Consider the following 15957-nt stretch of genomic DNA (forward strand, 5'->3'; position numbering starts at 1 on the left):
AACCGGCGGCGGCGTCAGTTTCCGCGGTAGGGGCGCACCTGCACCAGGTCGTCCCGGTGGACCACCTCGCGGTCGTTGCCGTCCCCGAACCGCTCCCGGAGCTGGGCCGACGTGGCCCCCATCCGCTCGGGCAGCTCCTCGGCGGCGTAGGCCACCAGCCCGCGGGCCACGACGGTGCCGTCGGCGGCGCCGATCTCGACCGGGTCACCCGCCTGGAAGGTGCCCTCGACACCGATCAGTCCGGCGGCGAGCAGCGACTTCTTCCCGACGGTCACCGCCCGGACGGCGCCCTCGTCGATGATCAGCCGGCCGCGGGTGTGGGCGGCGTGAGCGAGCCATAGGCGGCGCGTCCGGATTCGGCGCCCGGTGGCCGCGAACCAGGTGCCGACGTCGTCCCCGGCGAGCGCGGCGGCCGCGTTCGCCGCACTGGTCAGGATGACCGGCACCCCGGAGCCGACGGCGATCTGTGCCGCCTCGACCTTCGTCACCATGCCACCGGTCCCGACGTGGGAACCCTTCGCGGTCAGCTCGATGCCGTCGAGGTCCGCCGGGGAGTCCACCCGGGCGACCCGGGTCGAGCCCGGGCGGGTCGGCGGGCCGTCGTAGAGGGCGTCCACGTCCGAGAGCAGCAACAGCCCGTCGGCCCGGACCAGGTGGGTGACCAGGGCCGCGAGGCGGTCGTTGTCCCCGAACCGGATCTCGTGGGTGGCGACCGCGTCGTTCTCGTTCACGATCGGGATCACGCCGAGCGCGAGCAGGCGCACCAGGGCACGCTGGGCGTTGCGGTAGTGGCTGCGCCGGATCACGTCCTCGACGGTGAGCAGCACCTGACCGACGGTCCGCGCGTGCGCTGCGAACGCCCGGGTGTAGTGCGCCATGAGGAGGCCCTGGCCCACGCTGGCGGCGGCCTGGGCGGTGGCCAGGTCCTTCGGGCGGGCGCTCAGGCCGAGCACCGTGAGCGCGGAGGCGATCGCTCCGGAGGAGACCAGGATCACCTGCCCCCCGGCGGCCACCCGGGTGGCCAGGACGTCCGTGAGCGCCTGCAGCCGCTCGACGTCGAGGCGACCGGCGTCATCGGTGAGCGAGGAGGAGCCGACCTTCACCACGATCCGACGGGCGCGCGCCGGATCGGCGAACTCCGACCGGTCGGTGAGGGTCGCGGTCATCGGTCGTCGTCGTCGTCTCGATCGGTCCACAGTTCGGCGCGGGCCGCGGCCTTGGCGTCCATCCGTTCGTGGAACTCCTCGCGCTTCTCGGCGCGGGTGGGCCGGCTGCGCTCCTCGAGGCGGAGGTCCGTGCCGCGCGGGGAGGCGAGCAGCTCGGGCCCGGTGAGCAGGGTCGGCTCCCAGTCGAACACGACGCCGCGGGGACCGTCGCCGATCACGACCTCGTCGCCCGCGACGGCACCGGCCTTGAACAGCTGGTCCTCGACGCCGAGCCGGTGGAGCCGGTCGGCGAGGTAGCCGACCGCCTCGTCGTTGGCGAAGTCGGTCTGGCGCACCCACCGCTCCGGCTTGTCGCCCCGCACGAGGTAGTAGACGTGGTCGGTCTGCCGGCGCGTGACCGTGAAGCCGGCCTCGTTGACGGCGCGGGGCCGAAGCACGGTGCGGGTCGCCTCGGGGGCGGGCGCGGCGTCCCGGGCCTGCTGCACGATCTCGGCGAGCGCGAACGACAGTTGCCGCAGGCCCTCGTGGGAGGCGGTGGAGATCTCGAACACCCGCAAGCCCCGGGCCTCGAGGTCGGGGCGGACCAGTTCGGCCAGGTCACGCGCCTCGGGCACGTCGATCTTGTTCAGCACCACGAGCCGCGGCCGCTCGGTCAGCGGGACCCGGCCGCCCTCGATGCCGACGTCGCCGGCGTACGCGGCCAGTTCCGCCTCGATGACGTCGAGGTCGGTGATCGGGTCGCGCCCGGGGTCGAGCGTGGCGCAGTCGAGCACGTGCACGATCACCGCGCAGCGCTCGATGTGGCGCAGGAACTCCAGGCCCAGGCCCTTGCCCTCGCTGGCACCGGGGATCAGCCCGGGCACGTCCGCCATCGTGAACCGGGCCTGGCCGGCCTGCACCACACCGAGGTTCGGCACCAGGGTGGTGAACGGGTAGTCGGCGATCTTGGGGCGGGCCGCGGACATCGCCGCGACCAGCGAGGACTTGCCGGCGCTCGGGAACCCGACGAGGGCCACGTCCGCGACGGTCTTGACCTCGAGGACGAGGTCCTCCTCCCAGCCGGGCTCGCCGAGCAGGGCGAAGCCAGGGGCCTTGCGCTTGGGTGAGGAAAGCGCGGCGTTCCCGAGACCGCCCTGCCCGCCGCGGGCGGCCACGTAGCGGGTGCCGGCGCCGACCAGGTCGGCGAGCAGCTCGCCGTCGGGCGTCTTCACGACCGTGCCGTCCGGCACCAGCAGCACCAGGTCCTCCCCGCGCCTGCCGGTGCGCATGTCGCCGGCGCCCTGGGTACCGCCCTCGGCCCGGCGGTGCGGGGAGTGGTGGTAGTCGAGCAGCGTGGTGGTCTGTGGGTCCACCTCGAGGATCACGTCACCGCCGGAGCCGCCGTTGGCACCGTCGGGCCCCCCGAGCGGCTTGAACTTCTCACGGTGCACGGACGCGCAGCCGTGGCCACCGTCCCCGCCGCGCGCGTGCAGGACCACACGGTCCACGAAGTTCGCCATGGCTGGCTACCTCCCGATTGCTGGGTCGACGGATGGTGTGGAACAAAAGACGGCGGGGGCGGAGCGGCTCATTGCCGCTCCGCCCCCGCCGGACGTTCGTGAGTGCGCGGGAGGCTCAGGCCTCGGCGGCGACGACGTCGATGACCTTGCGGCCACGGCGGCTACCGAACTGCACCGCACCCGGTTCCAGGGCGAACAGGGTGTCGTCCTTGCCGCGGCCGACGTTGTTGCCCGGGTGGAAGTGGGTGCCCCGCTGGCGGACGATGATCTCGCCGGCCTTGACGACCTCGCCACCGAAGCGCTTGACGCCGAGCCGCTGAGCGTTGGAGTCGCGCCCGTTGCGGGAGGAGCTTGCGCCCTTCTTGTGTGCCATGACGAACCTGCTCTTTCGAAGCTCTGAGGGTGGGAGGGTTACTTGATACCGGTGACCTTGAGGCGCGTCAGCTGCTGACGGTGCCCCTGGCGCTTGCGGTATCCGGTCTTGTTCTTGAACTTGAGGATGGTGATCTTCGGGCCCTTCTCGTCCCGAACGATCTCCGCCGTCACCGTGACCTTCTTCAGGTCGGCGGCCGCGGAGGTCACCTTCTCCCCGTCGACGAGCAGGAGGGGCTCGAGTTCGACCGAGTCACCCTCGGCGCCCTTGAGACGGTCCACGACGACGACGTCACCGACGGACACCTTCTCCTGTCGGCCGCCGGCCTTGACGATCGCGTACACCACTTTTCCTGCTCATCTCTGTCGTCACAACATGTCTGGGTTCCCGCGCAGGCAGCCATCTCGGGCCTGATGGCCATCGAAGACATCCGCTGCTCACACCCTGGGGCGCGCACCACGGGAGACGGTGCTGGGGCACCGACGCTCAAGATTACGCGAGAGGGGCCGCCGGAGCAAACCTCGCACGTGTGAGTTTCGCCATGACGGGGTGGGCCCGGGTGGGCCCGGCGCCCCGATGGGGCAGGATGTGCCCCGCACGCACCCGCCGTCGACCGGAACCGAGGCCCGAAGCATGCCCGCCGATTCTCCCACGATCCTGGCCACGTCCGGTGGCTACCGTCCCGGGCACCGGGTGCGACTGGAGTTCGACGCCCTGGTGCACCACGGCGTCGACCTCTCCGGGGTGTCCGGCCGGGCGCCCCGGGTCAGCTTTCTCGGCACGGCCGGCGGCGACCAGGAGTGGCGGATCGCGATGATGCACGAAGCAGCGCGGGACGCCGGGTTCGACCTGACCGCGGTGCGCCTGTTCAGCATGCCCAACCTGGACGATCTCGAGGGGCACCTGCTCGGGGCGGACCTGATCTGGGTGGACGGCGGGTCGGTGGCGAACCTGCTCGCGGTCTGGCGGGTCCACGGCCTGGACGAGATCATGCGCCGGGCCTGGACGGCCGGGGTGGTCCTCGCCGGGGTGAGCGCCGGATCGATCTGCTGGTTCGACGGAGGCACCACGGACTCCTTCGGCCCCGAACTGCGCCCGGTGACCAACGGCCTCGGACTGCTCCCCTACGGCAATGGCGTGCACTATGACAACGAGTCCCGCCGTCGGCCGCTCGTGCACTCGCTCGTGGCGGACGGCACCCTCGGGCAGACGCACTGCACGGACGACGGCGTGGGTCTGGTCTATTCGGGCACCCGCCTCGTCGAGGCGGTCACCGAGGTCCCCGGCAAGGGCGCCTACGTGGTCCGCCGCGACGCCGCCGGCGGCGCCGTGGAGGAACGCCTCGAACCCCGGCTGCTGACCCGCTGAGGTCCGGACCGTGGATCGGGCCGGCGACCGTGGGATGCCCTCCCCTGGGCGGACAGGCCTGCCCATGGGCGGCCCGCTGTGGAGGCCGGGTGGCGGGCCGGTGGGCGACTAACCTGGGGCGCGATGAGTCTCCAGCCCCAGACCGCCGCCCCGGCACCACCGAAGCGGCGCGTCCAGCCTGCGGTGCCCCGCACCCCGAGCCAGCTGCTGCTGGCGGGCGGAGGCGACCCGTTCGATCGCGCCCGCGCGGCGGTGGACTCGGCACTGGCCACCGTGCACGAACTGCTCGGCTTCCTGCCGGCCGAGCAGGATCAGCTGCACGGCCGGTTCACCACGCTCGCCTCGATGCTCGACGCGGACCGCCGGATGCTCGCCGACTGGCGGCTGGTCCCTGCCGAGCAGCAGCTCCTCGGCACTGTGACGCCGCCCACCTGGGGTGAGTACGCGACGCTGGCGGGGGCGCCGGCCGGCCGGACCCCGGTCAACCCCGACCCACAGGCGGAGCCGGTGTACGGCTTCAACGCGGTGCTCGGGCACGTCGGTGGGGCGCTGAAGTCCGCGACGGACGCGCTCGCGCAGTTCGGTGGACAGCTCGGGTCGTCCCGCCGGTTCCTGCTCGCCGGCAACGTGGCCAACGCGGCCGCGGACGTCGACCACCTGGCCGCGATGTTCACCGCGGCCGTGTGGGACTACGAACGGCCGGCCATGCCGACGCTGCCGGCCCGGTCCGGGCGCATCGAGCTGCGGGCCTCACCCCGGGCGCGGCCGCAGACCCGGTGGGCCCGGTACGCCCGCGCGATGTTCGTCGCCGACCGGGTCGAGTTCACGACGGCGCAGGGTCGGCGGGTGATCGGCCTGGACACCCCGATCGAGTACCTGCTGCACGTGGCGCCGCCGTCGCCGGTGGACGTGCTGGCGCCGTACGACCCGGCCGAGCGCTACGCGCGGGTTCCCCTCTACGACGAGCTCGGCGCCGTGCACTTCTGCAACGCCGCCGGCCAGAGCATGGGCGCGATCGCCGTCGCGGACTGGCTCGTCCAGCCCGAGGTCACCCAGGCCCAGTCCTGGTCTGCGGCGCCGGGCGCCGAGCACCTGCGGGCGCACGGCCGCCTGGTGTGGGCGCTGCAGGCGAGCGGCATCACCGCCGGGGCCGCGACCCTCCGGGTGCCGATCCGGCGCGGTGTGGCGCACCCGCCGATGGCCGACCCGTCCCGGGTCCGGCCCAAGGCGAGGGCCGGCGCCACCGGCGTGGCCAGCGCGCCGAACCCGGCCGCGATGCCGATCGAGGCGGTCGCCGACGTGATCCGCCCGGCCCCGCACCTCCTCCCTTACCGCGGCACCGCGGCCCGCCCGGCCGACGCCCACCGGCGCCGCGCCAAGCGCGGCAACACCCTGAACAAGGACACCGGGCCGGCATCCCCGCTGAACGCGATCATCCGGTGGCCGGCGCTGGCCGCGATCATCATCGGCGGACTCGGCTCCGCCTACCTGCTCGCCAACACCTGGTGGGTGCGCACCTGCGTGATCCTGATGTTCGCCGCCGTGCTCGAGCCCTGGCTCTGGTGGCTGTGGTCCTGGGCCCGCGACCACGACGTCCGCCGGATGAAGGCGGTGTACCGGCCCGGAGCCGCGCCCGGGCGGTCCAACCGGTTCTCCCGGCGGGCCGCGCTGCTGTTCGACGGCGCGAACGTGGGCATCCGCACCGCCACCGGCCACGAGGCCTGGCTGGCCGCATCCTCGGACACCGACATCGGGCTGGTCTCGGTGCAGCGGCTGATGCACCAGGGGCAGGCCTGGGCCTTCGCGCTCACCGACCGGTGGGGCCACTGGCGGGCCGTGCTGCCCGCCGAGGCGTGGGCTCCCGGTGGGGACCTGAGCGGCCTGGCGGGTTTCGCTCAGGCCGCCGGGTTGGAACTCGGGGACACCTCCGCCGTGCCGTTCACGGTGGCGAACGACCCGTTGCAGGAGTCGTCGGCGTTCGCGGCGACCCGGTCCACGGGCCCGCGCACCCGCGGCATGGTGATGCTCGGGATCTACGCGCTCTCCGTGGCCCCGCTGACCCTGCTGGGGTCCCGGACCGCGACGTTCATGCTGTTTCTGGTGGCCGCGATCGCGCTGACGCCGACGTTCCTGCGGTTCGTGTGGAACCGGTGGCTGGACCGTCCGTCCGCTGCCGGGGAGGCGGACGCCGGACGGCGCAGCGCCACTCGGGTGCCGATGAGCGCGGGGAACACCGGGCCCTGAGAATGCGCTGCGGCTCAGCACAACCCCGCAGCCACGTCTCTTGCGTTGCTCGCCGGTCGCACCAGCCGGCCGGACATGACTGTGGGGCTCCCGGATGGAAGCCCCACAGGTCGGTCAACGTTGAGCGCTCACGCGGAGCCCGAACCGTCCGCTTCGGCGTCGTTCGCGTCCGGCTGACGGTTGTTCCCGCCCGCCTCGGTGGGCTCGGTCCCGGCCACCTCGCTCGGCTGCTGTGCTTGGAATGCTGCGTCGTCCGTGGCCTCGACCGGGGTCTGCACCACCGGGGCATCGCCGGAGCGCGCCAGGTTCGACGGCGCGGCGAGGGCCTCGTAGCTGCCCTCGACGAGCCGGACCTGGACCGGCTCGTCGCTGCCGTCGCCGAGCAGGGCGCCGTCCACCGAGGCCACCTCGGCGGCGGCCGCCTCGAACTGCGCGGAGTCCGAGGAGTCGCGGCCGATGCCGCGGGCGAGAGCGTCGAGACGCTCCGCGACCGAGCGGTCCGGGATCGGCAGCCGCGGCAGCAGACCCACGCTCGCGCCACCGGAAGCGTTGGCCGAGTCAGCAGGGTCGGCGGCGTCGATCGACGCCGAACCCGTGGCCGCAGCACCCGGATCCGCAATCGCGGCCTCCGAGGATCCGGCGGCCGCCGGGCTCTCGCCGGTGGCGATCCCCGCACCGGGGGCATGGGCGCCGACCGGGGCGTCCACCCCGTGCTCGTGCTCGTGGGCGTGCGCGGCCGCGGCCGCGATGGTGGCGAGCGTGGCGCGCACCGCGGCCCGTTGCTCCGGGTCCACCTCCGCCTCCGGGGCCGGCACCTGGGCCGCTGACGCGGACTGGCGGCTGTCGCCACCGCTGCGCCGGTTGCCCCGACGGCGCCCGCCGCGGGTCTCCTCGGCCTCCGGCTCGGTCGGGCCGTCGTTCTCGACGGGATCGCTGTGCACGATGAAACCGCGGCCGTTGCAGTGCTCACAGGTCTCGCTGAACGCCTCGACGAGGCCCTGGCCGACCCGCTTGCGGGTCATCTGGACCAGGCCGAGCGAGGTCACCTCGGCCACCTGGTGGCGGGTCCGGTCGCGGCCGAGGCACTCGGTCAGGCGCCGCAGCACCAGGTCCCGGTTCGCCTCGAGGACCATGTCGATGAAGTCGATGACGATGATGCCGCCGATGTCGCGCAGCCGGAGCTGGCGGACGACCTCCTCGGCCGCCTCCAGGTTGTTCCGGGTGACGGTCTCCTCGAGGGTCCCGCCGGAGCCGGTGAACTTCCCGGTGTTGACGTCCACGACCGTCATCGCCTCGGTGCGGTCGATCACCAGGGACCCGCCCGAGGGCAGGTACACCTTGCGGTCCATGCCCTTGGCGAGCTGCTCGTCGATGCGGTGCGCGGCGAACACGTCCTTGCTCTCGACCCAGTGGGTCAGTCGCGGCTCCAGGTCCGGGGCCACCGAGGCGACGTACTCCGAGATGGTCGACCAGGCCTCCTCACCGGAGACGGTCAGGGACGCGAAGTCCTCGTTGAACACGTCCCGGACCACCCGGGTGGCCAGCTCGGGCTCGCCCTTGAGCAGCACCGGTGCGGAGACCGACTTGCGGCCGGTCTTGGCCTGGATGTCCGCCCACTGCTTGGTGAGCCGCTCGACGTCGTTGCGGAGCTCCTGCTCGCTGGCGCCCTCGGCGGCGGTGCGCACGATCACCCCCTGCCCGTCCGGCACGATCTCCTTGAGCAGCTTCTTCAGACGCGCCCGCTCGGTGTCCGGGAGCTTGCGGGAGATCCCGGTCATCGCCCCGGACGGCACCAGCACCAGGTACCGGCCGGCCAGGGTGATCTGGGAGGTCAGCCGGGCCCCCTTGTGCCCGATCGGGTCCTTGGTGACCTGCACGAGCACGGAGTCGCCGGAGGACAGGGCCTGCTCGATCCGGCGCGGCTGGCCCTCGAGCCCGGCGGCGTCCCAGTTCACCTCGCCCGCGTAGAGCACGGCGTTGCGGCCCTTGCCAAGGTCGATGAACGCGGCCTCCATCGAGGGCAGCACGTTCTGGACCCGGCCGAGGTAGACGTTCCCGACCATCGAGGTCTGGGTCTTGCGGGCCACGTAGTGCTCGACGAGGACGTTGTCCTCGAGCACCGCGATCTGGGTGCGCCCGTCGCGCTCGCGCACCACCATGGCGCGCTCGACCGACTCCCGGCGGGCCAGGAACTCCGCCTCGGTGATGATCGAGCGGCGCCGGTTGGAGTCCCGGCCGTCGCGGCGCCGCTGGCGCTTCGCCTCCAGCCGGGTGGAGCCCTTCAGCGCGGTGACCTCGTCGCGCGCGGCGCGCGCCCCGTCGTCCGACCGGGAGCCACCGCCGCTGCTGCCGCTGCCGCCACGGCTGCGGCGGCGCCGCCGGCGGCGCGAACCACCCTCGGAGCCGTCACCGCCGTCGGAGTCCTCGGCAGGTTCGGAGTCCTGCGCGGTGTCGTCCTCGGCGTCAACGTCCGTGGCGGCTTCCGCGCCGTTGCCCTTGGGCCCGTTGCCCTCGGTGCCGTTGGCCTCGGGCTCCTCACCCTCGGACTCGTCGCCGGCGCCGTCGTCACCGGAACCGGAGTTCGCCGGCCGGCGCCGCCCCCGGCCACCGCGACGGCGTCGACGCCGGTTCGGCGCGCCGCTCTCGTCCGTGGTGTCCGTGGTGTCGGCCTCGTCCGGCTGCTCCGACCCGGTCTCGTCGGCTCCTGCCGCGGGCACGGCCTCCGGCTCCTCCGCCTTCCGGCGACGACTCGCGGGCCGCTCCTCGGCGGCGACGCTGCGCTCCGGCGGGCCCGCCGGAGCGGCTGCCCGACGGCTGCGGCGGGCGACGTCCGGTGCCTGGAACAGCAGGGCGGTGGCGGGCAGGCGCGGGGAACCGTCGTCGGTGTCGTCCTCGGTGTCGTCGTCCTCGGAACCGGAGTCCTCGTCCTCGGCGTCCTCGTCCTCGGCGTCGGTCTCGATGCCCACGCCGGTGTGCCGGTCGCGCTCGGGCAGGTCGATGTCGACCCGCGCCAGTTCCTCGGCCGGCTCCTGCTCGCCTTCGCCCTCGTCGGGCTCCACGCCGAAGGCCGCGAACACATCCAGGGTCGGTGCGGGAGCGGGTGCGCCTGCCGCGGCGCCGGCCCGGCGGGAGCGCCGAGCGCGCTTGGGCGCCTCAGTTGGCGCTTCGGTGCTGGCTTCGGTCGTCGCGACGGCGTCCGGCTGGTCAGCTGTGCCGGTGGCGGTGCCGGTGCCGGTGGCGGCGTCGGTGGCGGCGGTGGCGTCGTTGTCGGCCTTCTTCCGCGACCGGGAACCGGACGCCCGGCGCTTCTTCGGGGCCGGCTCAGCGTCCGACGGCGCAACGGGGTCCGCGGGCGTGGCACCCGGTCCGTCGGTCACCTCGGGCGCGTCGGTCGCCTCGGGCGGCGCGCTCGCGTCGCTCTCCTCGGCGACCTTCTTCTTGCGGGGGCTGCGCTTGCGCGCCGGCTTGCTCGGCGCCTCCGGCTCACCCGAGGCGTCCGGCCCTGCCGACCCTCCGTCCGCACCGTCGCTCGGGAGCGAGCCTGCGCCGTCGGCCGCCTGTGCCGCCTGAGCGGCCGCGTGCTCCTCGGGGGTCATCACCGGCCGGGTGGCACGGCGGGAGCGGCGCGGGCGCGGCTGCTCGGCGGGGACCTCGGTCGGCTCCGTTGCCGCGGTCTGTTCGTTGGGGTTGATGTCGTTCTCTGTCACGGGTCGTGCTCCCGGTGCCCGGTACCCCAGCCATACCCGCCTGGTGCCCGTGGGCTGTTCGTCGGCGTCGCCCCGCGGGGCGGCCGTGAGAAAGTCGTAGGTGCCTCGGGCCTCGCGAGTGCTCGCGTCGACCGTCCGCCGATTCCATCACGCACCATGTGGGCACGTTCTCCGGGTGGTCGGTCCTGGCCCGCGCCTTGCCTGGTGGCGGCGCGTGTTCCACAACCCCAACTACCTTTGCCGATGTCGTCGGGCTCACCGGCAGGTATGGGACTGACCGGCTCGCCGCGGCCAGTATCGCACAGGGCACCGGGGCCGTGAGGTGACACGCCGTCGTGATGCGGGACCTTGGTCCCAGACCACCGGAAGGCACCGACCTAGCGTTGAGGGCACCGTTCCTCCCCGCTCTCGTGAAGGCTGGCCCGCACCGGTGGAAGCACTCGACGTAGCCCGTTGGCAGTTCGGCATCGTGACCGTCTACCACTTCATCTTCGTTCCGCTCACGATCGGCCTGGCCCCCCTGGTCGCCGTCATGCAGACGATCTGGACGTTCACCGGGAAGGAGAACTGGTACCGGCTCACGAAGTTCTTCGGCAAGCTCCTGCTGATCAACTTCGCCATCGGGGTGGTCACCGGGATCGTCCAGGAGTTCCAGTTCGGCATGAACTGGAGCGAGTACTCCCGGTTCGTGGGAGACGTCTTCGGAGCGCCGCTGGCCATCGAGGGCCTGGCCGCGTTCTTCGTGGAGTCCACGTTCCTGGGCCTGTGGATCTTCGGCTGGGACCGGCTGCCGAAGAAGATCCACCTGGCCTGCATCTGGGCGGTGGCGGTCGCGACGAACGCCTCCGCGTTCTTCATCCTCGCCGCGAACTCGTGGATGCAGCACCCGGTCGGCGCGATCTTCAACGAGCAGACCGGGCGCGCCGAGATGGTCGACTTCGGCGCGGTGCTGACCAACAACACCCTGGTCGCCGCGTACACCCACACCGTCGCGTCCGCGATGCTGGTGGCCGGGACCTTCGTCGCGGGGGTGGCCGGCTGGCTGCTGGTACGCGCGGTCCGCAACTCCGATACCTCGCTCGCCCGGACCGTGTACCGGCCCGCCGCCCTGCTCGGGCTGGTCACCATCGTGATCGCCGGCGCCGGAGTGGTCGTCAGCGGCGACTACCAGGCCAAGCTCATGTACGAGCAGCAGCCCATGAAGATGTCCTCGGCGGAGGCCCTGTGCGAGGGCGAGAACGGGGCGGACTTCTCCCTGCTCACCATCGGTGACCTGTCCAACAGCTGTGAGGGCGTGCAGCACATCCTCACCCTCCCGGGCGTGACCAGCTACCTCGGTACCGGCGACTTCGACGGGTACCTGCCCGGCGTGGAGGACCTCCAGACGCAGTACGAGGAGCAATACGGCGAGGGCGTCGACTACCGCCCGAACCTGGCCCTGACGTACTGGTCGTTCCGGCTGATGATCGGATTCGCGGCCGGGTCGGCGGCGCTGGCGGTCGTAGGACTGTGGTTGCTGCGGCGCGGCCGGATCACGGACTCTCGGTGGTTCGGGCGACTGTGTCTGGTGGCGATCCCGATGCCGTTCGTGGCCGCCTCGTTCGGGTGGATCTTCACCGAGACCGGGCGCCAGCCCTGGGTGGTGGCGCCGAACCCGACCGGCGTGGACCTGGTCTGGATGCTCACCGCGGACGGGCTGTCCACCACCGTGCCCGTCGGTGAGGTGCTCGCCTCCCTGCTCACCTTCACGGTGCTCTACACGGTGCTCGCGGTCGTCTGGTTCACCCTCATGCGCCGGTACGCCGCGATCGGGGTGGCCCCGGCGGCGTCCGGGCCGTCCTCGGGCGCGAAGCCGGACGACCCGGGCGGCACCGACGGCAGCGCCGAGTCCGAGTCCGAGCCCCTGTCCTTCGCGTACTGAGTCGAGGAAGTCATGGATCTGCCCCTGCTCTGGTTCGCCATCATCGCCTTCTTCTGGATGGGCTACCTCGTCCTGGAGGGTTTCGACTTCGGCGTCGGCATGCTGATGCGGCCGCTCTCCAAGGACGACACGGACCGCCGTCTCGTCATCAACACCATCGGCCCCGTCTGGGACGGGAACGAGGTGTGGCTGATCGTGGCCGGCGCCGCCACGTTCGCCGCGTTCCCCGAGTGGTACGCGACCATGTTCTCGGGGTTCTACCTGCCGCTGCTGGCGATCCTCGCGGCCCTGATCATTCGTGGGGTCGCGTTCGAGTACCGCGGCAAGATCAACGACGACGTCTGGCGGGCCCGGTGGGACTGGGCGATCACGATCGGGTCCTGGGTCCCGGCCGTGCTCTGGGGGGTGGCGTTCGCGAACTTCGTCCGCGGGGTGCGCCTGGACGCCGACCACCAGATGGTCTCCGGGTTCTTCGAGCTGCTCTCCCCGTTCGCGCTGCTCGGCGGGGCCACCACGGCGCTGCTGTTCGCCCTGCACGGCGCGATCTTCATCAGCCTCAAGACCGACGGGCAGATGCGCGAGCGGGCCGGGCGCACCGCCGCCGCGCTGGCGGGGCCGACGCTGGTGGTGGCCGGGGGTTTCGCGGTCTGGGCGCACTCGGCGCACGCCTGGACCTGGGCGCCGGTGGGCGTGGCCGCGGCCGCCCTGGTCGGGGTCGTGGTCGCGACCCGGGCCCGCCGTGAGGGCTGGGCGTTCACGCTCAGCGCGCTCACCATCGCCGCCGTGGTGGTGGTCATCTTCGGCTCGCTGTTCCCGAACGTGCTGCCCGCGATCAACGACCCGGCGAACTCGCTGACCATCGCGAACGCCTCGTCCACGGACTACACGCTGACGATCATGACCTGGGTGGCGGCCTGCCTGACCCCGTTGATCCTGGCCTACCAGGGCTGGACCTACTGGGTGTTCCGCAAGCGGCTGACCACGTCCGCGATCCCCGCCCACATCGGCCTGCCGCGCAAGCACCCGACGAAGGACCCGGCCCGCTCGTGAGCAAGCCCCTCGACCCACGCCTGCTCCGCCGGGCACGCGCCGCGCGCACCTACATCCTGGTCGCGGCCGCCCTCACGGTGGCGATGACGGCGTGCGTGGTGGGCGGGGCGGTCCTGCTCGCCCGTGCGGTGGCCCCGGTGATCACCTCCGACGCCACGATCGCCCAGGTGCTGCCGCAGATCGCGTGGGTCGGGGCGCTGTTCGTGGTGCGGGCCGTGCTCGCCACGGTCTCGGAGTCGATCGCGCACCGCAGCGCCGTCCGGGTGATCAACCAGTTGCGCGAACAGGTGCTCACCCACTCGGTGGAACTCGGGCCGCGGTGGCTCGCCACCAACGGCACCGACACCGCCACCCTGGTCACCCGGGGCATCGAGGCCCTCGAGCCGTACTTCGTGCGCTACCTGCCGCAGTTGTTGCTGACGGCCGTGCTGACGCCGTCGGTGCTGGCGGTGATCGCCGGGATGGATCTGCTCTCGGCCGTGACGATCGGCCTCACCATCCCGCTGATCCCCCTGTTCATGTGGCTGGTCGGGGTCGCCACCCAGAAGTACGCGGCGGACCGGTTGGCGGCGCTGTCCCGTCTGGGGAGCCGGCTGCTGGACCTGATCGCCGGCCTGCCCACCCTGCAGGCGTTCGGACGTGCGCTCGGCCCCGTCCGCCGGGTCCGGGAACTGGCCGACGCGACTCGCCGCACCACGATGGCGACGCTGCGGGTGGCGTTCCTGTCCGGTGCGGTCCTGGAGCTGCTCGCCTCCCTGTCGGTGGCGATGGTCGCCGTCGGGGTGGGGCTGCGGCTCGTCTACGGCGAGCTCGACCTGGTCACCGGGCTGGCGGTGCTGATCCTGGCCCCGGAGGTGCTGCTGCCGCTGCGCCAGGTCGGTGTGCACTTCCACGCCGCGGCGGACGGGGTGGCCGCGGCCGAGCGGGTGCACGCCGTCCTGGACACTCCGGCCGGCCGGTCCGGCGTTCCCACCCGGTCGGTCCGGGCCGTGACCGCGCTCGAGTGGGACGGCGTGAGCGTGCGCGCGGGGGACCGCGACTATGCGGCGCCCGCGGGTCTGCGCGGAGTCGTGCGGTCGGGGACGATCACGGCGCTGGTCGGCCCGAACGGGTCCGGGAAGTCCACGGCAGCGATGACCGCGCTCGGCGTGCAGGCCCCGGACGTCGGCCGGGTGTTGCTGCACACCACCGACGGCGTGGTGCCGCTCACCGAGGTGGCCCCGGACTCGTGGTGGACCCAACTCGCCTGGGTGCCGCAGCGTCCCGTGATCGAGCCCGGCACCCTGCGCGAGTATGTCACCGGCGGTGAGAGTGTCGAAATGGCGACCACAACAACACTCTCGGCAGCACCCTCGGCGGCGGCCGCGACCGGACCCACCTCGCAGACCAGCGACGAGAGTGCCGAAATGGCAGCCACAACAGCACTCTCGGCGGCGGCCGCGGCGACCGGTTTCGCCGAGGCGCTGGCCGGCCTGCCGCTCGGCTGGGACACCCCGGTGGGGCGGGGCGGCGTGGGCCTGTCCCTCGGGCAGCGCCAACGCCTGGCCCTGACCCGTGGGCTGCTGCACCCCGGCCGGTTCCTGGTCCTCGACGAGCCGACCGCCCATCTGGACGCGGCGAGCGAGGCACAGGTGCTCTCCACCCTGCGTGCGGCCGCGGACGCCGGGAAGGGGGTGCTCGTGATCGCGCACCGGCCCGAGCTCATCGCCGCCGCGGACCACGTGATCGAGGTGTACGCAGGCCCGCTGCCCGACGGAGCCGAGCGGTCCGACCACGACGCCGATCCGGAGGCCACGGCCGGGCCTGCCGCCGCCGAGCCCAGTGCCGAGCCTGCCGAACTGCCCGGGGTGGCCCGATGACCGCGCCGGCGGGCCCACCGCACCTGCGGGCGCCCGACCGCCGTCGCGGCGGGCCGGAACTCGCCGCGCTGCGCCGGATCCTTCCGCTGCTGCACGTCGACCGGGGCCGGGCGGTCATCGCGGTGCTGTGCGGGACGCTCGCGCTGGGCAGCGCCGTCGGCCTCGCGGCCGCGTCCGCGTGGCTGATCGCCCGCGCCTCCGAGATGCCGCCGGTGATGCACCTGGGCGTCGCCGTGGTGGCCGTGCGGGCGCTCGGCATATCCCGTGGCGTGTTCCGCTACCTGGAGCGGCTCTCCTCGCACGAGGTGGCGTTGCGCGGGGTGGTCGACCTGCGCACGAACGTGTACCGGATCCTCGCCGGTGGGCACCCGGAGGCGACCGCCGGCATGCGTCGCGGCGATGTCCTGGCCCGGGTCGGCGCGGACGTCGACGCGGTCGGTGACGTGGTGGTCCGGGCGCTGATCCCGACGGCGGTCGCCGTCGTGGTCTCGGCGGGCACCGTCGCCCTCGTGGCCGCGTTCTCCCCCGCCGCCGCGGCCATCCTGGCGCTCGCCCTGCTGGTCGCGGGGATCGGTGCGCCCACCCTCGCGGCCCTCGCGGCCCGGCGCAGCGAGCTGGCCGGTGTGCAGGCCCGCGCGGACGTCGCCGCGGCGTCCATGCTGATCCTCGACGGCGCCACCGAGCTGCGCGTGTCCGGTCGCCTCGCCGGCGCCGTCGCCGACCTGCGCCGCGCGGAGGCCCGGGTCGCCGCCGCCCAGGACGCCGCCGCC

The 15957-nt window shown here is 73.1% G+C and carries 10 protein-coding genes and 1 pseudogene; 6 read left to right on the forward strand and 5 right to left on the reverse strand.

Translation table 11 applies throughout. The features are described from left to right. Positions 1-14 precede the first annotated feature (14 nt). The 4 genes from proB to rplU all read right to left on the reverse strand — a co-directional run bounded on the left by proB (position 15) and on the right by rplU (position 3385). Positions 15-1166, reverse strand: a complete 1152-nt coding sequence (proB, locus tag EXU48_RS19980) for a glutamate 5-kinase (RefSeq protein WP_133109440.1) — start codon at positions 1164-1166, stop codon at positions 15-17. Next, on the reverse strand, positions 1163-2665 hold the full coding sequence (gene obgE, locus EXU48_RS19985) for a GTPase ObgE (RefSeq protein ID WP_133109441.1): 1503 nt from the start codon (positions 2663-2665) through the stop codon (positions 1163-1165). Before obgE ends, proB begins: the two co-directional genes overlap by 4 nt. Positions 2666-2780: 115 nt before the next feature. Then, positions 2781-3038 carry a 50S ribosomal protein L27 gene (gene rpmA / locus EXU48_RS19990; RefSeq protein WP_133109442.1) on the reverse strand — a complete coding sequence of 86 codons (258 nt, stop codon included), beginning with the start codon at positions 3036-3038 and terminating at the stop codon, positions 2781-2783. 38 nt (positions 3039-3076) lie between these two features. After that, entirely contained in the window at positions 3077-3385 is a 309-nt protein-coding gene (rplU, locus tag EXU48_RS19995) for a 50S ribosomal protein L21 (protein WP_133109443.1), read from the reverse strand. Between the two features lie 286 nt (positions 3386-3671). On the opposite strand from rplU, the gene EXU48_RS20000 reads away from it, so the two are divergent. Further along, positions 3672-4406: a Type 1 glutamine amidotransferase-like domain-containing protein gene (locus tag EXU48_RS20000; RefSeq protein WP_133109444.1), complete on the forward strand. Its 735-nt coding sequence runs from the start codon at positions 3672-3674 to the stop codon at positions 4404-4406. 123 nt (positions 4407-4529) lie between these two features. After that, a complete protein-coding gene (locus EXU48_RS20005; RefSeq protein ID WP_133109445.1) occupies positions 4530-6650 on the forward strand; it encodes a hypothetical protein in 2121 nt (706 codons plus the stop codon). A 128-nt stretch (positions 6651-6778) separates the two neighbouring features. On the opposite strand, the gene EXU48_RS20010 is transcribed toward EXU48_RS20005, so the two are convergent. Beyond that, on the reverse strand, positions 6779-10357 hold the full coding sequence (locus EXU48_RS20010; RefSeq protein WP_235857157.1) for a ribonuclease E/G: 3579 nt from the start codon (positions 10355-10357) through the stop codon (positions 6779-6781). Between the two features lie 430 nt (positions 10358-10787). On the opposite strand from EXU48_RS20010, the gene EXU48_RS20015 reads away from it, so the two are divergent. The 4 genes and pseudogenes from EXU48_RS20015 to EXU48_RS20030 all read left to right on the forward strand — a co-directional run. After that, positions 10788-12278: a cytochrome ubiquinol oxidase subunit I gene (locus EXU48_RS20015; protein WP_133109446.1), complete on the forward strand. Its 1491-nt coding sequence runs from the start codon at positions 10788-10790 to the stop codon at positions 12276-12278. A gap of 12 nt (positions 12279-12290) precedes the next feature. Then, on the forward strand, positions 12291-13328 hold the full coding sequence (cydB, locus tag EXU48_RS20020; protein WP_133109447.1) for a cytochrome d ubiquinol oxidase subunit II: 1038 nt from the start codon (positions 12291-12293) through the stop codon (positions 13326-13328). Beyond that, the gene (locus tag EXU48_RS20025; RefSeq protein WP_235857158.1) at positions 13325-15187 is read left to right on the forward strand and encodes an ABC transporter ATP-binding protein/permease; all 1863 of its coding nucleotides are present in this window, start codon (positions 13325-13327) and stop codon (positions 15185-15187) included. Before cydB ends, EXU48_RS20025 begins: the two co-directional genes overlap by 4 nt. Further along, a pseudogene (locus tag EXU48_RS20030) lies at positions 15184-15957 on the forward strand (thiol reductant ABC exporter subunit CydC); the annotation flags it as partial. The gene EXU48_RS20025 and the pseudogene EXU48_RS20030, both read left to right, overlap by 4 nt.

It is taken from the genome of Occultella glacieicola (genome assembly GCF_004353825.1).
GTDB classification, from domain to species: Bacteria; Actinomycetota; Actinomycetes; order Actinomycetales; family Beutenbergiaceae; genus Occultella; species Occultella glacieicola.

Bases quoted from the DNA above. Each gene is read 5' to 3' on its own strand.
- proB (WP_133109440.1), bottom strand. From the start codon at position 1,166: ATGACCGCGACCCTCACCGACCGGTCGGAGTTCGCCGATCCGGCGCGC.
- obgE (WP_133109441.1), bottom strand. From the start codon at position 2,665: ATGGCGAACTTCGTGGACCGTGTGGTCCTGCACGCGCGCGGCGGGGAC.
- rpmA (WP_133109442.1), bottom strand. From the start codon at position 3,038: ATGGCACACAAGAAGGGCGCAAGCTCCTCCCGCAACGGGCGCGACTCC.
- EXU48_RS20000 (WP_133109444.1), top strand. From the start codon at position 3,672: ATGCCCGCCGATTCTCCCACGATCCTGGCCACGTCCGGTGGCTACCGT.
- EXU48_RS20005 (WP_133109445.1), top strand. From the start codon at position 4,530: ATGAGTCTCCAGCCCCAGACCGCCGCCCCGGCACCACCGAAGCGGCGC.
- cydB (WP_133109447.1), top strand. From the start codon at position 12,291: ATGGATCTGCCCCTGCTCTGGTTCGCCATCATCGCCTTCTTCTGGATG.